At 37.8% G+C, this 21904-nt stretch carries 19 protein-coding genes; 7 read left to right on the top strand and 12 right to left on the bottom strand.

Annotation, left to right across the window (positions count from 1 at the left end):
• The first annotated feature begins 1 nt into the window (after position 1).
• The 5 genes from ND811_RS18070 (at position 2) to arsB (ending at position 3333) form a co-directional block, all read left to right on the top strand.
• Complete coding sequence (locus ND811_RS18070) at positions 2 to 814, top strand: hypothetical protein (protein ID WP_265353374.1); 813 nt, start codon at positions 2 to 4, stop codon at positions 812 to 814.
• Positions 815 to 976: 162 nt separating this feature from the next.
• Entirely contained in the window at positions 977 to 1324 is a 348-nt protein-coding gene (locus ND811_RS18065; protein WP_265353375.1) for an ArsR/SmtB family transcription factor, read from the top strand.
• Complete coding sequence (locus tag ND811_RS18060; protein ID WP_265353376.1) at positions 1317 to 1739, top strand: arsenate reductase ArsC; 423 nt, start codon at positions 1317 to 1319, stop codon at positions 1737 to 1739. Before ND811_RS18065 ends, ND811_RS18060 begins: the two co-directional genes overlap by 8 nt.
• A gap of 10 nt (positions 1740 to 1749) precedes the next feature.
• The gene (locus tag ND811_RS18055) at positions 1750 to 2286 is read left to right on the top strand and encodes a DUF6428 family protein (RefSeq protein WP_265353377.1); all 537 of its coding nucleotides are present in this window, start codon (positions 1750 to 1752) and stop codon (positions 2284 to 2286) included.
• On the top strand, positions 2287 to 3333 hold the full coding sequence (gene arsB / locus ND811_RS18050) for an ACR3 family arsenite efflux transporter (protein WP_265353378.1): 1047 nt from the start codon (positions 2287 to 2289) through the stop codon (positions 3331 to 3333). It begins immediately after the preceding gene.
• Here arsB and ND811_RS18045 read toward each other — a convergent pair.
• The 8 genes from ND811_RS18045 to ND811_RS18010 all read right to left on the bottom strand — a co-directional run bounded on the left by ND811_RS18045 (position 3330) and on the right by ND811_RS18010 (position 12202).
• Positions 3330 to 4577 (bottom strand): NADH:flavin oxidoreductase/NADH oxidase family protein, encoded by a 1248-nt coding sequence (locus tag ND811_RS18045; protein ID WP_265353379.1) that lies wholly within the window; start codon positions 4575 to 4577, stop codon positions 3330 to 3332. The genes arsB and ND811_RS18045 overlap by 4 nt on opposite strands.
• Before the next feature lie 46 nt (positions 4578 to 4623).
• Positions 4624 to 5643, bottom strand: coding sequence for a sensor domain-containing diguanylate cyclase (locus ND811_RS18040; protein WP_265353380.1), 1020 nt, complete (start codon positions 5641 to 5643; stop codon positions 4624 to 4626).
• 42 nt (positions 5644 to 5685) lie between these two features.
• Positions 5686 to 6273 carry a DUF6962 family protein gene (locus ND811_RS18035; protein WP_265353381.1) on the bottom strand — a complete coding sequence of 196 codons (588 nt, stop codon included), beginning with the start codon at positions 6271 to 6273 and terminating at the stop codon, positions 5686 to 5688.
• A gap of 48 nt (positions 6274 to 6321) precedes the next feature.
• Positions 6322 to 8100 (bottom strand): PAS domain-containing protein, encoded by a 1779-nt coding sequence (locus tag ND811_RS18030; protein ID WP_407658925.1) that lies wholly within the window; start codon positions 8098 to 8100, stop codon positions 6322 to 6324.
• Between the two features lie 150 nt (positions 8101 to 8250).
• Positions 8251 to 8961, bottom strand: coding sequence for an SCO family protein (locus tag ND811_RS18025; RefSeq protein WP_265353383.1), 711 nt, complete (start codon positions 8959 to 8961; stop codon positions 8251 to 8253).
• The gene (locus ND811_RS18020; RefSeq protein ID WP_265353384.1) at positions 8958 to 9533 is read right to left on the bottom strand and encodes a toxin-antitoxin system YwqK family antitoxin; all 576 of its coding nucleotides are present in this window, start codon (positions 9531 to 9533) and stop codon (positions 8958 to 8960) included. Before ND811_RS18020 ends, ND811_RS18025 begins: the two co-directional genes overlap by 4 nt.
• A 17-nt stretch (positions 9534 to 9550) precedes the next feature.
• On the bottom strand, positions 9551 to 10264 hold the full coding sequence (locus ND811_RS18015) for a YHYH protein (RefSeq protein WP_265353385.1): 714 nt from the start codon (positions 10262 to 10264) through the stop codon (positions 9551 to 9553).
• A gap of 771 nt (positions 10265 to 11035) precedes the next feature.
• Entirely contained in the window at positions 11036 to 12202 is a 1167-nt protein-coding gene (locus ND811_RS18010) for an acyl-CoA dehydrogenase family protein (RefSeq protein ID WP_002973371.1), read from the bottom strand.
• A gap of 59 nt (positions 12203 to 12261) precedes the next feature.
• On the opposite strand from ND811_RS18010, the gene ND811_RS18005 reads away from it, so the two are divergent.
• Positions 12262 to 13335: an alpha/beta hydrolase gene (locus ND811_RS18005; RefSeq protein ID WP_322113491.1), complete on the top strand. Its 1074-nt coding sequence runs from the start codon at positions 12262 to 12264 to the stop codon at positions 13333 to 13335.
• A 55-nt stretch (positions 13336 to 13390) separates the two neighbouring features.
• Positions 13391 to 14095 (top strand): SDR family NAD(P)-dependent oxidoreductase, encoded by a 705-nt coding sequence (locus ND811_RS18000; RefSeq protein WP_135630285.1) that lies wholly within the window; start codon positions 13391 to 13393, stop codon positions 14093 to 14095.
• A 127-nt stretch (positions 14096 to 14222) separates the two neighbouring features.
• Here ND811_RS18000 and ND811_RS17995 read toward each other — a convergent pair whose 3' ends face one another.
• The 4 genes from ND811_RS17995 to ND811_RS17980 are packed head-to-tail and all read right to left on the bottom strand — an operon-like array spanning position 14223 to position 21281.
• Positions 14223 to 14834, bottom strand: a complete 612-nt coding sequence (locus tag ND811_RS17995) for a methyltransferase family protein (RefSeq protein WP_135630283.1) — start codon at positions 14832 to 14834, stop codon at positions 14223 to 14225.
• 51 nt (positions 14835 to 14885) lie between these two features.
• Complete coding sequence (locus ND811_RS17990) at positions 14886 to 16901, bottom strand: heavy metal translocating P-type ATPase (protein WP_135630282.1); 2016 nt, start codon at positions 16899 to 16901, stop codon at positions 14886 to 14888.
• Between the two features lie 44 nt (positions 16902 to 16945).
• The gene (locus ND811_RS17985) at positions 16946 to 20053 is read right to left on the bottom strand and encodes an efflux RND transporter permease subunit (protein WP_135630279.1); all 3108 of its coding nucleotides are present in this window, start codon (positions 20051 to 20053) and stop codon (positions 16946 to 16948) included.
• The gene (locus tag ND811_RS17980; RefSeq protein ID WP_135630277.1) at positions 20043 to 21281 is read right to left on the bottom strand and encodes a TolC family protein; all 1239 of its coding nucleotides are present in this window, start codon (positions 21279 to 21281) and stop codon (positions 20043 to 20045) included. Before ND811_RS17980 ends, ND811_RS17985 begins: the two co-directional genes overlap by 11 nt.
• Positions 21282 to 21904 lie beyond the last annotated feature (623 nt).

Below are 21904 nucleotides of genomic sequence, written 5' to 3'. Positions count from 1 at the left end.
TATGAAAAAGCGACTTTGCCTACTTGTTTTATTATGTCTTACTCTTTCTCAATTGGATGCCGCAACATGGATCGAAGATTCCTTAAGTTTTGCGTTTGAGTATCCTAGGGGTTGGGCAAAGTCTGTTTTGCGTTATCCCGATACGGTTCGCATCCAGTTATCCAAAACGAACCGGGAAGCTATTTTGCAAATTGATGTAGCTCGTCGCACCAAAGATTACGATATCGATCGGTTTATTGAAGAAACTGTAGATACGTTTTTGACAAAATATCCCGACTTAAAGTTGGTTCGTGAAAAAATGTTGGAGAATGAAGTAGCCGGATTTGATGAATCTGTCTTTGTTGTGTTACACTATACAGAGCAAAAACAACTTGTTTCCAATCGCTTTTTATTTCATAGAAAAGGTGGATTGTACTATGTAATTCAGGCAAAAACGACCAGGGCTCAGTTTGCAAAGTATTCCAAAGATCTTGATTTAGTGATGAAAAGTTTCCGCCGAGAAACTCGCACAAAAAACAGATGGCGTAATGACAGCTTGTCTTATTTGGATCCCGTCAAAGACGAAAGAATCATTCAATACGTATCTATTACAATTAGACCTATCGATTCATATCCTCACGAGCAAGGAACAAAAAACTCGAAAGAAGATGGTTGGTTGTTCTCTGTGGAAGGAAACAAAAAACCAAATCCTGCCGAATGGGATAACCGAACCAAACCATCACAAAATGATAACGGATACACACCTGCTGATGTCAAACCGGAGACTCCCACTTCGGATGAACCAGTGGTCATTCCCGATAGCTCGGGATTATAAGAAAACGCCCTGTTATTTTCCGAAAACATATTTGAATTCCCTTAGAAACTCCCTGGAATTTCCAGGGAAGCTTTTTCCCAAATACCATAACCATCCTGAATAAGTTGGAATTTTCCCTTGACGGCAACTAAGGATTTATTAATCGTATATTTACGATATACTATGGCTCTTAACAAAAAAACAGAATTCCCAGAAAATATCCAAAAGATTGCCTCATTTGCCAAACTTCTCTCCCATCCGGCAAGACTTGCGATATTAGAAGTATTGGCCAACCGACAAACATGCGTTTGTGGAGAGATCGTTGAAATCCTGCCATTGGCACAATCAACTATATCGCAACATTTGAAGGAGTTAAAAGAAGGTGGACTCGTGAAAGGGGAAGTGGAAGGCACCTCCTCTTGTTACTGCGTTCATTGGGAAAATCTGTCGAAGGCCTATCAGGAACTTTCAGAGCATATCCAATCAATCCAAACATATCAAAATAAACAAAAAGGAAGCTGTTGTGAGTAAAACTAAAAATATATTAATCCTTTGTACAGGGAATAGTTGCAGAAGCCAAATGGCCGAAGGTTGGATGCGGTTTTATGCAAAAGACAAAGCCAATGTTTATAGCGCAGGGATAGAAACCCACGGAGTCAATCCTAAAGCCATTGCCACAATGAAAGATATAGGAATTGATATATCGAATCATACTTCCAATCATATCAACGAATACAAAGACATTCCTTTTGATTTTCTCATCACTGTATGTGACCACGCAAAAGAAAATTGTCCGTATTTTCCAAGTGATGCGAAAAGATTTCACCACAATTTCTCTGATCCTTCCAAATTGTTAGGCACCGAAGAAGAAGTGAAGGCCGCTTTTGCAAACACAAGGGAAGAAATTCGCAAATATTGCGAAAACTTTGTAAACCAAGAATTATAGGAGAAAAAAAATGAACACGCTAACATGGAAAGATTTTCAAACCAACTTAGATTTATATCCTGAATTTCATTTACATTTTCAATACGGGGATAGACAAACGATATTTCCAAATTATCATATTACAGAGTTCAAATTAGCAAAGATTCAATCGGTAGATTGTGGTGGTAATTCTGATTTTTGGACTGAAATTATTTTGCAAGTATTAGAACCTACCATTGAAAAAAATACTGAATCGATGACATTTTCTAAGGTGAATTCAATTATCAAAAAAGTAATGAATGTAATGGAGATACCTTCAAATGCAATTTTACGCATTGAATTTGGAAATCAAAAATTGGCAATGCGGCAATACTTTGTATCGGAGATGATTCCAATGAAAAATGCAGTTCTCATTCAATTACAAGATGGGAAAACGGAATGCAAAGCATCGTCTAGTTGCGGTATCCCCAAAGATGCTGTTAGCTTTCCAAAATTAGAAAAATCAAATACGTCTTGTTGTTCCACTAATAGAACAGTAAACACAAATGAACAAGTAGGATGTTGTTAGGTGAAAGCGTTATCTTTTTTAGATAGATTCCTTACCCTTTGGATCTTTGGAGCAATGATCATCGGTTTACTGATCGGAAAATTTTGTCCTTCTGTTGTTTCCAAATTTTCTACTCTTTCGATTGGAACGACCAATATCCCTTTGGCAATTGGTTTAATCCTTATGATGTATCCCCCATTAGCTAAAGTTAAATATAGAGATATGGGAAAAGTGTTTAAAGATGGAAAACTATTAAGTATTTCTCTTTTGCTAAACTGGGTCATAGGACCAATATTAATGTTTTTTTTGGCTATCGTTTTTCTAGGAAATGAACCAGAATATAGGACCGGATTGATTTTGATTGGCCTTGCACGTTGTATTGCAATGGTGATTGTTTGGAATGATTTAGCAGAGGGAGACCGAGAATATGGAGCTGCCTTAGTTGCTTTAAATAGTATATTTCAAGTTTTCTTTTATAGTTTTTATGCTTATTTATTCATAACCATTTTCCCACCTTATTTTGGTTTGGTTGGATCGGAAGTCTCAATTCAGATTTCAGATATTGCGGAAACTGTGGGCATCTATTTAGGAATTCCATTTTTTCTTGGGTTCCTTTCCAGATATGGATTTGAAAGATGGGGAACAAAAGATTTCTATGAATCTAAGTTTCTTCCAAAAATTTCACCCTTAGCACTTATAGCACTATTATTTACCATTGTTATAATGTTCAGTTTGAAAGGTGAAATGATATTTGAGTTAAGTGATGATGTGATTCGAGTGGCAATCCCTCTTCTTTTATATTTTGGAATTATGTTTTTTCTAAGTCTTTGGATCGGGTACAAATTAGGGGTAGATTACTCTAAAAATGCGGCTGTTAGTTTTACAGCAACTGGGAATAACTTTGAATTGGCAATCGCAGTAGCCATTGGTGTTTTTGGAATCCAGAGTGGGGCTGCTTTTGTAGGAGTGATCGGTCCTCTCATTGAAGTGCCTGCTCTCATTTTACTTGTTAAATTTGCCATTGGGTTTCGTGAAAAATTTTATAAGAGAAATGGCAAACTTTCTTAACGAGAGTGGTTTCGAATCCATTTTTGGTATCGTTTAGTCAAACGAGCCAAACGAATTTGATCCATCAAAAGACGCAGGATAGGTGATACCTTAATTTGAGGTTTTTTATTTTCTGACAATCGATTCAATTGGTAACGAACCATAGCCATATTGGCCAAACCTTTTAATGTTTTCGATTTCCAGTTTGGTTCTGGCAAAACTGGAATTTTTTCTTTCTCCTCTTCTTTCCAGTCATTGGGAAGATTGGGATTGAGGGCAAGAGCAGTAGCCATACCCACTAAAGGAACGCCAGATTCCAAAACCGATTCTGCAATTTGTTTCCTACGAATTCCACCTGTAACTAAAATAGGAACCGTTGCTGTTTTTGAAACTTCACTGGCGAACTCCAGAAAATATGCCTCTCTGGAAATGGTAGAACCATCACGAGATTCTCCTTGCATAGCAGGAGCTTCATAGTTTCCGCCAGATAATTCAATAAAATCAACACCTAACGTTTGTAATCTGAATATTACATCTTTCGCATCCTGGAACTGAAATCCACCCTTTTGGAAATCGGCAGAATTTAGTTTTACAGCAACAATGAAATTCGGTTTTACTATTTTACGAACCACTTGAATCACTTCGGTCAAAAACCGCGATCGATTCTCTAAACTACCGCCCCATTTATCAATTCTTCGGTTAGCAATAGGTGATAAAAATTGACTGATCAAATATCCATGTGCTGCATGAATTTCAACGCCATCAAATCCAGATTCTTCCGCCAACTGAGAAGTTTTTGCAAATCTTTGGATGGTTTCATCAATTTCTGATTCTGTCATAGCTCTAGGTTTGCCAAGGAGTTTAGAAAATTTCCCTATATCGACCGGCACTGCAGAAGGAGCCCAAACCTCTCCACCTAACTTGGATAACACTTGTCTGCCAGGATGGTTGATCTGCATGATGATCTTTCCACCTGCTACTTTTGCTTTCGATGACCATTGGCGAAATCCTTCCAAGGGAGTGCCTTCCTCTAGAACCACACCACCAGGTCCTGTCATGGCTCTGTGGTCTACCATTACATTTCCTGTGATCATTGTCCCAACTCCACCGAGTGCCCAGGTTTCATATAAATTCCAAAGAGCTTTGTCTGGTTCTAATTTTGGATTGGAAAGATTTTCTTCCATTGCTGCTTTAACAATTCGGTTTGGCAATTTGGTGCCATTAGGAAGAAGGGACTCTGAAAATAATGGAGAACGTAAACTCATCTGTCTTTATTAGACAAATGTTAAATCCAGAGATTTTATTTTGAGGTTATAAAATTTCTCCTTTTTTACGTGCCCGTTTGTTTTCATACATTCTACTGTCGGCAACGGCCATTAAAGTTTCAGGATCAACTCCATCTTCTGAATAAAAAGCAAAACCCATACTCGTTTTGATTTGGAGTTTGGTAGACTCAAATTCGATCTCTCCTTCGACCGCGGTTCTAATATGTTCGAGAAGATTGACAATGGATTTTTTCGGTTCATTATGTATTAGGATCAAACCAAACTCATCTCCTCCTAGTCTTGCCAGTATATCTTGGTTTTGGACAAAAGGCAAAAAGCGACTAGCAAACCGAGAAATATAAAAATCTCCCGCGGCATGACCATAGGTATCATTCACATTTTTCAGTCCATCCAAATCGAAAAGGGCGATCGTTAAAAACCGGCTATCGTTTGTGATTTGGAAAAGGCCCTTTCTTAAATAATCGTAAAATGCAGATCGGTTATAAATACCTGTGAGTGCATCATGACTTGCAAGATAGGCCATCGATTGCAAACTTTTTTCCCTTTCTGCCCAACGATATGCATTGTGTAAAACGGCAGCCATTGTGCCTGACAACATATTTAGCACATGGGTATCATTAGATGAATAAAATCCAACTTTGGAACTATAAACCTTCAACACTCCTAATACTTCTGTATCAAAGAATAAAGGCAAAACGATCATAGACCGAAGGCCAACAACACGACATGCCTCACGGTTGACACGATCATCCTCTTCGGAATCGACACAATACAACGTGGATCTTGACTGGAGGCTTAGGCCGGAAAAACTACCTTTCATGGGTAATCTTAGTCCAATTTGGTTTTCTGCTTTACCACTGGCCGCACGGTAAACCAAATCTTCACCTTCCACAAGTTCGAAAACAGCACCCTCAGAACCAGTAATCTCTTTGGCGCGGAGAGTGATGCGATCTAACAAGTAAGGAACATCTGGTTTAGCAGCAGTTAGCTCGGTTTGTATTTTTAGTATTTTTTCTAAGGTTGAGTCAGAAGAGGAGCTTTCCATAGATATCCTACAAAAGATAATTCCAAACTCCTCTGTATTAATCTAGCTTAATTTTTTAATTCCATCAGCGATACAATAGTTGGCAATCGCAAGTAAGATATGAAATATATCAACATTCAGTATTGGACCTGTTGATCCCTTTGTACCAATCACAAGTCCGGCTACGATAAATAATACAGATCCTACAATACCCATAATCGCTGCATTTGATTTTCTTGGAAATCGAACGATAGAACTAATCAGAATGATTAACATCGATATTCCACCAACTACTGTCGAATAAATTCCCAGCGGGTAGAGATAGGAAAAGGTTAAGTAAAGAAGAAAAGCAACTGCAATGAAAAGGAAAAAAGTTTTTTCCGAAAGAGATCGAAATGTGAAATGAAAAAATGCCAGTCCCAGCAGTGGCACTCCCAAACAACCGGACAAACCAACGAAAAAATGATAAATTGAATCGAGGGTATTTATGCCGAGAAAATGGATCGAGCCAAGACCTGCAGAGATTCCAATGATACCAAATCCATACAATGCAGCCCGGGACGGAATGGAGGATTTAGCGACAAAGCGGTACGCTACAAAGAGCGAAACAAGGGAAAGAAATAAATCGGATAGGAATGTTGAAAGAATCATGGTTCCATGAATTAACACAGAAGAAAATTCTATGGCAAGTGAAAATCCTTATGAATTTGAATTAAATTCTGGAGGAATTACTTCCTGTGACTTTCGCACAATAGTACCGATCACTTTGTCCAATTCGTTTGCTGATTCAAGCAAATATTGCAGAGTTTTAAACTCTTCTTCTTTCGTCAAACTACCTGTCCGAATCAGTTCAATAATGCCCATAATCGTTGCTAGGGGACTTCTGACAACATGGGATTGCGTCCATGCAATATCTCTTAATTTTTGGTTTTGGATTTGGATCGCATCAATTTGAGTTTTCCGTTCTGTAACATCGTGAAAATTATCTACAATGCCGCCAATAGCTTCATCCTCAATTAAATTGGTGATTGTAGATTCCACCCATCTCCAAGAACCATCAGAATGTTTGATTCTAAAAATATGGCTTGGGAGAGTGTTTCCAGTGGGAATATTCTGAACTTCTTCCAATCGTTTTCTTATGTTTGGAATGTCATCGGGATGCAAATAATCGAATATATTCATATGCATAACATCTGCTTCCGAATATCCTAATACTTTGGTAACAGAGGGAGAAACATATTTTGCTTTTCCTTCTGCGGTTAAAATAGCGATTACATCAACTCCATTTTCTACTAGAGCCCGATATCTTTTTTCACTGGCAACAAGTTCCATTCTTTTTGCCATTAAATCGCTAATGTCTTTTGAAAAACAAGCAAGGCCAGTGATTTGACCCTCTGCATTATGGATTGGGTTAAAATAAACCTCTCTATGCTCTTCTAAATTGGTGATGGGACTTATAAAATTTTCGTAGCTGGTAAAAGATTCACCAGCTAGTCCTCTTTCATAATATCTTTTCCACTTGAGATAAAAACCTTCACCTGCAGATTTAACAAGTACGGAGTCTCCTTCTTTTGCAGTAGCATTCTGCAAAAAACTAAGTAAGTTTAGAAAAGACCTATTGGCAGCCACCAAACAAAAGTTATTATCAATTGACCAAATCAAGTCGGAAGTCCCATTAATTAAAGCTTCTTGGTTACGTTTGATCCGTATCAGTTTTTCTTCATTTATGACCTTTTCAGAAATATCGCGAGTTACACTAAGGACCGAACTGATTTCACCAATTTGGTTGGTTAGTGGAACTGCTGTGCTCTCCATCCAACGTTGAGTTCCCCTCATTCCAATGATACGAAAACGTGCACTGGATTTGATTCCTTTTAACGCATTTTGGTGTATTGTCCTATAAAATTTTAAATCTGCGGGAAAAATAAGTGATTCAATTTTTTGGCCAATCGCATCTTCAGGATGATCTACTTCTATCATTTCTAAACCAGCTGGATTCATTTCGATCAAAATTCCATCCGGCGAAACGACCTTCACACATTCAGGTTCCGATTGGAGAATGGTACTTAATCTTGACTCTTGCAGTTTCAATTTTTGATACGCATCTCTTTGTTCGGTGACATCTTGAAAAATTCCTACAATTTGTTCGGGTTCATTTTTATCATTTCGAACTACTTCTGCGCGGGAATGAACAAATTTGACTTTTCCTGTTGTGGTAATGAGCCTACATTCTAAATCGTAGCTAATTCCTTTTTCCAAAACTTCTTTCATATGTGAGGTGGCAAGCTCTCTGTCCTCAGGATGAACAAATAAATAACCAGTCTCCAGATTCACAGGCATTGAAGATGAATCCAATTCTAATATATGAAAAACTCCCTCAGACCAATGTAAAGTTTGATGAACAAAATCAACCTCCCAATGCCCGAGTTTCCCAAGAGATTCCATTTGTTTTAGAATAAGCTCCTGTTTATAATCCATACAATCTACGGTCGAAGGAGGGACTAAACTTTCTTTTTTATTTTTTTTCACAAAGAAACACCTCCTAAAACAGAAGTTTGAGTTTTCCAGAAGAGGAATTCGAAGTCAGCCTTTTTTTAGTTGAATCCAAAAAACCCATCCAGAAATTCGTTAATGATTTAGCGAAAATTCACCAACTAACAATTCAATGTCGTCTAACATAGTTTTTATAGACTCACTTCGATTTCCATTATAAACACCGCGAAAATTTAAGTTCGGATCAATTAAAAAAATTTGTTCCGAGTGAACAAAGTCCTTTGTAGGATTTTTGTTGGTTGTGTTGGTATCTGCCTGAAAAGTATTACGAGCTACTTCAAAAATTTTTTCACGATCCCCGGTTAACAAATTCCAGTATTTAGAATAAATCCCTTTTTCCTCTGCAAATTTTTTTAATTCTGGCGAAGTATCCAAATCAGGAGTTACCGAATAAGAAACTATTTGAATATTTTTGGATTTTGCAATTTCGGACTGAACAAATTTCAAATTCCGGATAATACTAGGACAAAGCCCGTGACACCTAGCAAAGAAAAACGATACGACCGTAATTTTTCCTTTAAAATGCGATTCGTCTATATTTTGGCCTAGTTGGTTTTGAAATACAAAAGGATCTACCTTTCTTACAGAATTTGGTTCTAGATTTTTATCCACCCAGAAGGCTTCCAAATCGCGACCACGATAATACGGTAACTTATCTTTTTTCGGTGTATCAAAAAACGTTAATTTAGAATCTTTTTCTCCATCCTCACGTTGGAACCAACCACAGGAAAAAAAAATGATTAAAATGAGAAAAATATAAATGTTAGAATGTTTCGGAATGATCATGGGTTTGTTACAGTTTTTTGATTGGTTTCATCACCTTTGAGTTTGAAACATAGTTTAGAACCTACGACACCATACAAACGTTCGGGAGAATATGAATAATTGGAATAAATCTTACCATCTTTTCGCCAAACTTTTGTTCCAACATTCAATCCTTTGTTAAATTTTGCATAACGAAAGACCTTTCCACTATCATACCATTCCCAGTGGTCACCATCGGCTAAGTCATCCATATAAGAGAATTGGAATCTAGCTTTTCCATCTTCATACCAACCTCGATGAGTTCCAACACGTTTCCCGTGTTTATAAATATATTCTGCACTCAATTGGCCGTTTGGATAGGTATCCGAGGTTAGTCCATCTTCTAAACCATTCAAAAAAGTAGTGATTCGAACCGTTCCATTCGGATGGATTGATTTCATTTTTCCTGAAAATTTCTTCCCTTTATAATAGTAGATGCTTTCTAATCCAAGACTCAAGTCTGAATCGTTGTCCATCACCACCTCTCCGCAATGAACCAGAGAGGTGATAAGAATCAAAAAAAGAAAAACTAACTTATACTTAAAAAACTCCATAATTCAAATATTAGAATTTAGTTTGTAGACCCACCTACTCCGATGAGTTTACCGGAAAGAAGGATTCCATTGACCTCTGTTCCGTTATTCACATGGTAATGATGACGAGTATTTGCTGTCTTAATCGAATTGTAATTGGCCGCTCCTGCCCAAGTGGTTGGCACAGATGTACTAGATCCAGCATCCGTACATTTTGTACTACTATTGGCACCACCCAAGGTAAAACCGTTAGTCAGACCTGCCGTAATAGAGTCATGTTTTTTCCCAAAAATCAAATATCCGTCTTTGGCTATACCGACCAATTTACTATCGTTATTTGATATTTTTGGTGGTTCCACATGGTAATGGTAAGCCCCGGTATTGGTTGGGTGACCTTGTGCAGAATCGAAAGTGTAATATTCCGTAGAAAGGGAATCTCCTGGAGCTGCTTGGTCATTATAAATGGCGATTCCATTGGTTGATACACCGATCATTCCGAAGCTGGAAGCTGGTGCAGAAATATCGGTATTATTAATAGGAACTGTTAAGGTATAGTTTTGTGATTTGATTAAATTGGGATTTGCCGAATTCGATTGCCCAGAATTCACGTACATAGTCGATTCGTAATTGGCACTGGAAGAACCCCAATAAATGCTCTTATAAGTTGGAACTGAATTAAACTTAAATACATAATTAGATCCACTGACAGACACAGTAACACAAGTGAAACTAGTTTGAATCCACTCCGGCACTCCCGCTCCAAAGGTTGTAGTACAAGGCGAACTATTCAGTAACGCAAGAAGGGCAAGCGAAGTGACGTCCGTTTCTTTTTTATCGCGCACAATGGATTGTGAAGAGAAAGACAAATGCTAAGGAGAGCGTTTTTTGAAACATTCGAAAAATATAAGAACCCAACTTTCTAAGTAAAGGTTATTTTTAAATGATTCTAATATTTATCGAACAGTATCCGTTATTGAATCAGAGGGCACTTGAGACTATTACGTATCAGATAATCATGAATTTGAATCAAATCAGAAAATAGTATGGACCAGTATTTTTATCAAAAATCAAGAACCTAACATTGTAAAGATGGGTTGGATCCACCAGGGATCCGAAGGATGCCGCAGGCACCCTGGTGGGCGACAGGCCAACCAGGGGGGAGCGAACGCGGACTCCGAAGGTAGCCCGCCCGGGTGGCCAGAAAAAACGAATGATTGTTGATTTGAACTTAATTTCCAAATCGCTTAACTAAGATATGGTGCTTATTCACTCGATTTAATGCAGAAAGATGAACTTTCTAATATTAAAATTTGCAAATACAATATTTCGGTGGAAAGAAATGGGTAGGTGTTATATAGGGAAGTCATTGGGTGGCGGGTGGTCGCACCCCTCCCAATTCAGGGTGGGGATACCTACATCAATCCTGTACCCCATTCCCTTTTTTTTAGCCCTAAAAACCCTAAGGACAAAAAAAAAGCCCCCATTCCTGGAGGCTTTCCCTAATGACAGACTCTCGCCTTGTCTTAGTCTTTTTTAGAAGCTGCTTCTTTGATTACGTAAGCGGCAATTTCGTTCTTTTGGATTTGAGTGGTTCCTTCGAAGATGGTGAGGATTTTGGAATCTCTCATTAACTTCTCAACAGGATACTCTTTTGTATATCCGTATCCACCAAAAATTTGAACTGCATCAGTAGCACACTGAACCGCACATTCAGAAGCATATGCTTTTGCAATCGCAGAGTATTTTGGAAGGTTAGGATCGTTTGCATCAGAAAGACGAGCTGCTTTGTAAGTGATTTCTCTTGCAGTTTCTACTTTGATAGACATATCAGCTAACATGTGTTGTACTGCTTGGAAAGTTCCGATTTTAACACCGAACTGTTCTCTCTCACGTGCGTAACGAGCTGCATGGTCAAGAGCTGCTTGTGCTACACCCACTCCCATTACTGCTACGAACGGACGAGAAGCATTCAAAGTTTGAAGAGCGTAAACGAAACCTAGGTTTTCTTTTCCTACAAGTGCGTCTTCACCGACTTCACAATCCTCAAAAATCACTTGGTGAGTGGAAGATGCTCGGATTCCGAGTTTGTCTTCTTTTTTACCAACAGTAAGACCTTTTGCGCTACGTGGAACGTAGAAACAAGATACTCCACGAGTTCCGCGATTTTTATCAGTATAAGCAAATACAGTAAAGGCTTGTGCATCGGATGCACCAGTGATCCATTGTTTTGCACCGTTGATGATCCATTTGTCGCCTTTTTTCTCAGCACGAGTGGTCATACCTGGAACGTCAGAACCAGCACCTGGCTCAGACAAACAGAAAGAAACTCCGAACTTTCCGTCCGCAATTTCTGGAAGCCATTTTAGTTTTTGTTCGTGAGTGGCACCTTTTAGAATGGGAAGGATTCCAAGACCAGTGTATGCAAATCCGAGAGCGATTCCAAGGCATCCACGAGAAAGTTCCTCGATGGCTAAACACTGCTCGATCGCTCCAAGTCCCCATCCACCGTATTCTTCAGGAATGACAAGTCCGTTAATTCCGAGTTCCGAACGCATTTTATTGATGAGTTCAGTTGGGTGTTGGTTTTTCTCATCCCAGTGCAATGCGACTTCATGTGGGATTTCTTTTTTTACGAAGTTACGAACTAAATCTCTGATTTCAAGTTGTTGCTCTGTGAATTGGCTATACATTCCGGGATGTTCCTTATGAGAATGGGGTATTTACTACCTTTTTTCGTACGACCCTTCCTGTGCCAAGGGTTTTTCTCTCTTTACAAGAAAGCAAATTCATTGTAAAATTTTTCATTTGTATGGCTAAATCGTGTTCTTTATTCCACAACCTTCGACAGCTGTCTGCTGTTTTCTTCATCACCGTTTCCCTCGTCCTAGTTTCCTGTGCGGGTCGTCCCAATTACGAACCAAAAGCAAACTTAAGTTATGCGAACTTTGAAGTTTACTTCCAAGAGAAGTTAGCTGAGAGTAAACGTAAAAACCATAGACCCGGAAACGAAGAACGTTATATCAGTTTCGGCAAAAAAACCCCGCTCGCATTTTTATACATTCATGGGTTTGGTGCCTCCCGTGCAGAAGGCGAAGAGGTAATGGAAAAATTGGCTAAAAAATTCAAAGCCAATACTTATCTACTTCGTCTCCCAGGTCATGGAACCAACAAAGAAGACCAAAGAGACCAAAACTTTAACAACTATTTAGATGCATCTCGTGAAGCTTTGTACATGATGCAATCGCAAGGAGACCGAGTGATTGTGTTTGGAAGTTCTATGGGAGGACTTCTTGCCACTTGGCTTGCTTCCGAATATCCGGAAGAAGTGGATGGACTTGTATTAGCGAATCCATTTTATGCACCTGTGGATGGGAGTTTGAATATACTCAACTATCCTGGTGGACTCACATTCATTCATTTACTCAAAGGAAAAGTCAGATCCTCTTCCCACAATAACAACCCCAAAGTGTTACCAGAGAGAAATAACTTTTGGTATCCGGAACAATATTTTTCGGCCCTTGTGGGTGTGAATGATTTAAAAAACTATGCTGCAGTTCCCGCTGTCTTTCGCAAGGTAACATCTCCCGCCTTACTTTTGTATTACTATAAAAATGAGAAAGAACAAGACCCAACTGCCAGTGTTCCAAAAATGTTAGAAGGTTATGCTAACTTTGGATTAGATAAAACTCCCAATCCACTCAACCGAAAGGTAGTCGTGGAAAATGGAATGCATGTTCTCATGTCGAAGTGGGTGATCACAGACAAAGCTTTCATCGAAGCACAAACGGAAAAATGGCTCACAGAACTTTCTAAGTCGAAGTAAAAACAGTCTATAGATAACAGTAAAATCAAAAACTACTCAAAGGAGATATGATTCCATGAAAACATCCAAGGAACGCATTGCACTGGTCACAGGGGCCAACCGAGGGATTGGGAAACAAGTCTCCATTGATCTGGCTAAACAAGGAATCTACGTTCTCATCGGTGCAAGAAATCCAGGAGAGGCTACTGATACCCTAGCAGCAGTTCAGGCTGTTGGCAAAGGGGAAATCCTTTCCTTAGATGTTTCCAAGGAACAAAGTATCAGCGAAGCACTCGATACAATCACAGGCAGTTTTGGTAAATTAGATATCCTTGTAAACAATGCAGGGATTTTTGCCGATCCTGGCTCTTTCTTTGATACCACTAGTGAAGACCTACACCGAACTCTCCTAGTAAATTTATACGGTCCCCTTCGTTTGATCCAAACATTTTTACCAATGATGATTCAAAACGATTTTGGTCGTATTGTGAATGTTAGTTCTGGCATGGGACAACTCTCTGATATGGGTGGCGGGTATCCAGCCTACCGCATTTCTAAAACTGCAATCAATGCACTCACAAGTCTATCGAGTGTTGAAGCCGCAGGTAAAAACATCAAAATCAATTCTGTTTGTCCTGGTTGGGTAAAAACCGATATGGGGGGAGCGAGTGCCACAAGGCCTGTGGAGAAAGGGGCAGAAACCATTGTATGGGCGGCCACTTTACCTGATAGTGGACCGACTGGAAAGTTCTTTCGGGATAAGAAGGAGATTGGTTGGTAGGGGTGAGTCTATCAGCAAACAACCATTAAACTGTCAGAAAGATAGTCCGAATCTCAATTGTAAGGATATCAGTCACAATTCTGATTCTCACAAATATCCGGACTCTTTCAAAGGCGAAAAAGTAATTCTAATATAAGAAAGGAAGGTATCTATATGATTTTTCTTTGTATAACTTATAGTCCTCTCCATACACATTTTCTAGAAAATCTTCCTCGCAGCGAACTTGTATTTCAAATAACAAAACAAAAACAATGTTTAAATAAAAAACTAAGTGAGTCGGCCAAATAATCCAAACACCAAAATTCAGAAGAAACAATCCTAGATACGTAGGATTTCTTACTAAACGAAAGATACCATCAGTAATCAATTCCTCTTTCGAATTCTCATCTATACCGACTCGCCAAGAATTTTTCATTTTTATTTGTGCATACAAACAAAAAGAAAGTCCAACCAACCCAACAACAAAACCCGTAAAATCCCATTCGATTCCAATCAACAGATTGAATGGAACATTTAACCCATAGAAATTTAGTTTAAAAGTATGAATTCCGATTATCAGTATTACATAATAAGTTATCGCTTTAAAAAGAATATTCATTAAGGCTTGCAAATTCGATTTCGATTGCCCAATGACTTCTGGATCTTTTCCAGTTCTTTTTTTCTGAATCATTCTTTTAGTTTTCCATAAAACTAAATAAATTATAAATAAAATTCCAACAAAAACGGTTTCTAATAACATAAATATCTCCTATTAATTACATGAAAACTTCAAATGACTTAATAAAATTCACTATTTAATTGCGAATTTTTTCATCTGCAATCTGACTGAATTTAAAATCGCGAGAAGTGCAACCCCGACATCTGCGAAAACAGCTTCCCACATTGTTGCCAGTCCACCTGCACCCAAGATCAGTACAATACCTTTTACCACAAAAGCTAGAATGATATTTTGCCAAACAATCAGTCTTGTCTGCTTCCCGATATTGATTGCCATAGGTATTTTACTTGGTTTGTCGTCTTGTATTACTACATCAGCAGTTTCAATTGTGGCATCACTTCCTAAACCACCCATTGCAATACCCACGTCACTTAACGCGACAACAGGTGCATCATTAACCCCGTCTCCGACAAAAGCTACGGTTTCTCCTTTCGATTTGATTTCCTTTATCTTGTTGACTTTATCTTCGGGAAGCAAATCCCCAAAAGCACTCTGTATGCCTAGTTTTTCTGCAACAAATTTCACTATCGTGCTTTTATCGCCACTTAGCATTGTTGATTTTACACCAAGCAAATTTAACTTATCAATTGTGATTTGAGCATCTTCTTTTATGCGATCAGCAATGGTAATATAACCGATAAACTCTTTATCGTAAGCGACCGCAATGACCGTATAAACAATATTCTTCGGATCAATGTCGTAAACGATGGCAAATTTATCCATCAGCTTAAAATTCCCGACTAATAACTGCTTTCCATCTACCTCAGCTTTTAACCCATATCCAGGGATTTCCTCTACACTCTGTAAGAAAATCTCATCACTTACTGAGTCAACAAAGTCGACGATAGCAGTTGCTACTGGATGACTACTATGACTTTCCAGAGCTTTTACCATTTTTAGAATTTCAATTTGGTTAAATCCTGGATTAAAAACAACTTCCTGAACTTTAAAAACTCCCTCTGTCATTGTCCCAGTTTTATCCATTACTAGGTTTTGAATGCTAGCAAGAGCATCTAAAAAATTACTACCTTTGAACAAGATACCGTTTCGACTAGCTGCACCAATGCCACCGAAGTAACCCAAAGGAATGCTTATCACTAATGCACAAGGGCAAGAAATAACTAGAAACACCAAAGACCGATACAACCAATCGTTAAATTGATAATCTGATATAAAAAAATAAGGGAGCAAACATGTTGCTATAGCTAACAGAACAACAATAGGTGTATAAATCTTTGCGAATTTCCTAATAAGTAATTCTGTAGGTGCTTTCCTAGAAGTAGCGTTTTGTACCAACTCCAAGATCTTACTAAGTTTACTATCAGTATATGCCGCTGTTACTTTTACTTGGGCAACTGTATTAAGGTTAATCATACCCGCCAATACGGTATCACCTTTTGTTTTAGTATCAGGTTTACTTTCACCAGTTAAAGCTGCTGTGTTGAACGATGTTATTTCTGACAATAATATACCATCAAGACCAAGCTTTTCTCCAGGTTTAAGTTGTATAATCTCATCAATAGTAACACTTTCTGCCTTTACTGTTTGTTGTAGATTATTTCTTAACACCGTAACTTCTTCAGGTCTTTGATCAAGTAAAGACTTGATGCTAGACTTCGCCCTTTTTACTGCTATGTTTTGAAAAACCTCCCCAATGGCATAAAATAACATGACTGCAACACCTTCTGGATATTCGCCTATGGCAAATGCTCCGATCGTAGCAATACTCATTAAGAAGAACTCAGAAAAAATTTCTCCTTTTCCAATATTAATGCCAGCTTCTTTCAATACAGGCAAGCCAACAGGAGTATAAGAAAGTAGATACCAAAGAATCCTAACCCAACCTTTAAACCATTCTGGCTTTAATACATTATCGAAAAAAATAGCACCGAGTAATAACGCTAGAGAGATGATACTCGGCAAAAATATTTTTATCGGATGACTATGATCATGCTCATTATCCTCGCCATGTTCATGATTATCCGATTCATTTTTCAATCTTTTTATATCTACTTTAGAGTATTCGTTTTCGTCTTCTGCGCAACAAAGAGACTTAACCGGAGCTTTCTGAATATATTTATCTTTCATGATCAATTTCCTCACTTATAATCGCAAAATAATTCGTATTCTGTTTAATCTTCCTCAAGCCATTCGTAAAACACGGGAAGTAGGAATAACGTTAACAAGGTGGAGGAAACAAGCCCACCTATGACTACAGTTGCCAACGGCATTTGCACTTCCGCACCTAATCCTTCACCGATTGCCATAGGAATAAATCCTAAAGATGCAACCAAGGCTGTCATTAATACAGGTCTTAGTCTCGATACAGCAGCTTCTTGGACAGCTTCTTTAAGAGACATTCCGCTCTTACGTAACTGATTTATATTATGTATTTTTACAACTCCATTGAGTATGGCAATGCCAGATAAGGCGATAAATCCAATGGCTGCTGAAATGCTAAAGTTCATTCCTCTTAAATAAAGAGCGAAGATACCGCCTGTCGTTGCAAAGGGTATACTTAAATAAACCAAAATCGCTTGTTTATAACTATTTAAACTTTTGAGTAAAAGAAAAAATATAGCGAACAAAGTAACGGGAACAACGATCGCAAGTTTTGACTTTGCCTTCTCTAAGTTTTTAAATTGCCCTCCCCAAAAAACCTGATAATTATTTGGAATACTAAGGTTTGAATTAATTTTCTCCTTTGCTTCTTTAACAAAACTCTCCATATCACGGTTTTCCAAATTAATAGAAATTGCAGCATAACGCCTACCGTTACTCCGAGAAATAGTCATTACTTTTTTTTCCAAAGTATAATTAGAAACCTCACGCATAGAAACAGCACCCAAATCCAGCGTTCCTATCGGCAATTGGCTTAAATCGGAAAGAGACTCACGGTATTCTTCCGCAAGCTTCACAACAATAGGAAATTTTTTATCGTTTTCATAGTAGTTGCCAACACTTCTACCACTTAGGTATGCATTATATGTATTGTTGAAATCTTGAATGGTGATACCATACCGAAGGATACGATCATAATCAGGTTTAAAATCCAAAACTTTGCCGTGCCTTAGAGCTAAAATAGGATCAAGTTCAACATCACCTACTCCATCGATTGATTTCAAATTCTCTTCAGCAGCGTTTTGAAGTAAAATTAATGTCTCTAAATCGTTTCCTAAAATACGAAAAGTAATATCAGCACGACTACCTTCCAATAACTCGTTGAATCTTGCTTCTACAGGTTGTCCAATGGATATTTCATCCTCAGGAAATTCATCATTTAAGCGAACCCTTAACCTTTCTATAAATTCATTCCAGTTCTTTTCTCGAATCAAAGAATCGATTGAGTCCTTTTTAAGGATAACAAAAGTATCCGACATATAAATTCCCATTGGATCATTAGCAACTTCGGTAGTCCCAGTTCTTGAAAACACATACTCAACTTCTTTAAATCCACGCAAAAAAGTCTCCATTTTCTTCTGCATTTCGGTGGATTTGGATAAACTGATATTACTATCCCGAACAACAGTAATCATCATATCTCCCTCTTTCAATTGAGGAATAAAATCGCCACCTAATCTAAAGAATATTAAGCAAGAAACACAGAACAAAGAAACTGCAGTTAATAAAGCAAATCGCCTCTGTTTAAATCCGAAAAGTAGGATAGGAACATATAAATTCTTAATTTTATCGAACCTGCCGTTCTTTTTAGATTTTTGGATATATCCTTTCACTATGAACAAACATAACGTTGGAATAACGAGTAATGTGATTAAATAACTACCGCCAAGTGCTAACAATACTGCCTCTGCCATAGGACGAAACATCTTCCCTTCCACTCCATCCAAAGTTAGAATCGGGACATACACAGTTGCGACTATAATGATACCGGACGTGACAGGTGCCAAAATTTCCCGAGAAGCTTCCAATACAAATGTTATTGGATCAGAAACGGGACTATCACCTAACTCTTCTCTCTTCGCAAGCACATTCTCGACCATAACGATCGCGGCATCAACGAGTAACCCAAAATCAATTGCACCCAGGCTCATTAAATTTGCAGATATGTTAAAATAATACATCCCTATTGCGGTGAACAACATAGAAAGAGGAATGATGATTGCTACAAAAATGGATGCCCTGAAATTTCCCAGAGCCAGAAAAAGAATCAATACAACAAGTAGTGCACCTTCCGTTAAATTTTTAAATATCGTTGCAATCGTAGCATTCACAAGAAAACTTCTTTCGCTTAATATGTTGATCTCTACATCTTCGGGCAATTGGATCTTGTCCAAGAAGTCTTTCAATTCACTTACAGTTTCCCTGCTATTCGATCCCATCAACATCATCACTGTCCCAAGAACGATTTCTTTTCCGTTATGCGTTGCTGATCCTAACCTCTGCATCCCATGAACTCTTACGACGGCGACATCACCTACTCGAACTAAATTACCTAAACCATTCTGACGGATTGGAATTTTTTTCAATTCTTCCAATTTCAATCCACTTCCGAAAGATCTTGCAATGATCATTTCATCGTTTTTCTCTATATAACCTCCGCCAAAGTTATCTCCAACGGAATCAAGAGCATTAATGATCTCATTAATACTAATGCTTTGTGCTTTTAACTTATTTGGAATTAAGTCAATATGTATTTCTTGTGCATATCCTCCTATCGTATCCACTTCAGCAATATTTTTCACATTAGATCTGATTTGATTTCTTATACTTAAATCCTGTATCGTTCGGAGATACGTCAGTTTTTCTGATTCATCTAACATATCTAACTTAGAGCCAGATTTTGCAGTGACAGAATACATCAATATCTCGCCAAGCCCTGTAGTAATAGGTGTTAATTCAGGCATAGCCCAAGGTGGGATTCTATCTTTTACATTCTGAAGTCGTTCCATTACGATTTGCCTAGCACGATAAACATCAGTGCCATCTTCAAAAGTCAAAACCACATTAGACAATCCGAACTTGGACAATGACCTAATATCTACCACACCAGGAATTCCCGATAACTCCGTTTCGATAAAGAATGTTATTGTTTTCTCTACCAGTTCTGGATCTAAAGAACCTGATTTTGTATTCACTTCGACGATTACATTAGAAATGTCTGGCAATGCATCAAGAGAAACCCTCGACAAAGAATACAATCCTAAAGAGATCAGCAGAAACGAAAAAATGATTACAAAACCTCTATTCTTTAGCGAATACTCTAATATTCTACTTAACATTGATGGCTCCTTCAAAATCAGGATTATTAGTTAAAAACAAAATCTCGGTAATGTTGTCCACAAACTGCATTTGATAGTCGTATATAGCTTCATGAGTTTCATGAAGTTGTGTTTCAAGTTCCAAATAATTAATTAGGCTTATGCGACCTTTGATAAATTCATTGTCCGCATAACTCAGCTTTTGTTCTATGGAAGAAACTAGAGAAATGGAAAATTTATCTAAGGATTTGTTAATGGAATCGTATTCTATTAAGCTGGAGTTTAGCCTGGTCGTTAAGATTCTTATTTGATGATTGAGAAGATAATTCTCTGATAAGGTTCTAGCTTGCATACTCTTCACAACATCCTCGTTAGTGTCCAACGAAGGTAGAGCAAACGAGACACCTAAGTCAAAGAATCTATTGGCAACCCCCGACTTATCTTCTCCAATCGAACCTTGCAATTTTATATCCGAATACTTATCTAATCTTGCAAGTTCTACTTCTTCCTTTGCTTGTTGAATTCTACTCTGAGATTGTTTTAATACAGGATTCTTACTAATCATTACTGACAAAAGATCACTTTTAGGTAGAGGTTTTCCTTTCTGAAGCCAAGGAGATCGAATTGAAATTTCCTTTTCCAAACCTAAGAAAAAATTCAGTTTCTCCCATTCTACCGATCTATTTTTCTCAAGAACAATCAGGTGCTTTTGAAGGGTTAACAAACGATTTTGCACAAGATACAACTCAACTTTTGTTTCAGGAGAAACGAAAACTTTCTTCTCGATATAGGATTCAATTTGAGAGACTCGCTTGATCCTATCCTTAATGTGAGAAGCCTTTTCTGAAGCGATTAAGTAAGAGTATACCAACTTAATCACACTGAACCTATACTCTAACTTACTTTGTTCTAACTCTGCCAAAAGTGACTTTTCACTTGCTTCGGCAATTTTGATTCGTAAGTCTCTCTTTCCTGGATAGTAGAAGTCTTGGCTTAATCCCAATGCGTATTCGGGACCAGATTCATTACTTGCCCGTCTTCTACCGTAATCCAAAGAAATGTTCGGGTTCTTGTATTTTCCCGCTTTTTGTTTTAAATTTTCAGCTTCTTCTACTTTCGCCTGTCCAGAGAGGATTAAATCCGCTTTGGATTCGGCAATACTCAGTATCTGATCAAGAGAAAAAGACTGAGAATATAACGGCAACGCCAAGACGAAGCTGAACGCAAACGCATTCCTTAATAATAACATATTTTACTCCAATACAATATAAAGCTAAAGAAGAAGTAGGCTTTATATCAGATTTGAAGTTTAGTGTGAGTTAGTTGTTGGGAAAAATAGAGATCTGAAAATACCAGCTCAGGATTTTGGTATTCAAGATGGTCAATTAGAGAGATTGAAATATCAGAAATAAAGGATACGGAAAAAACGATAAAAACAGGTTTGAAATACTTCGTCGATTCGAAGATAGAATAATCTTTCTGACAAAAACAATCTTCGAAGCTATGGGTTTTTCCATCACAGGGAGCTTCCGAATTTTGATGTTCCTGATCAATTACTTTGGAAATAAACTCATCATTTAAGCACTGAAAATCAAATGTCTCAAGGAATTTACAGAATACAGAGATAGATATTCCGAATAACAATATAGATGTGAATATTTTTCTTAACATTCTTTTAAGCCAACATCATACAAGGAGACAATCTAACTTTCTAAAACATAACTAGATTTACAAGAAAATTTATTACCTAAATGCAACAGGTTATCAAAATCGCCAAAAAACATTCGGCTGTCTTAAGTTTTACGAAATCTCAGCGCCCTTCATATTTGCATCGATAAGGTCTTCTCAAAGTTTGACTGAGATCACCTTTGA

It is taken from the genome of Leptospira soteropolitanensis (genome assembly GCF_026151655.1).
Taxonomy (GTDB): Bacteria; Spirochaetota; Leptospiria; order Leptospirales; family Leptospiraceae; genus Leptospira_A; species Leptospira_A soteropolitanensis.
Note: the sequence above shows the minus strand (reverse complement) of the source record. Positions and strands in the feature narration are given on the sequence as shown.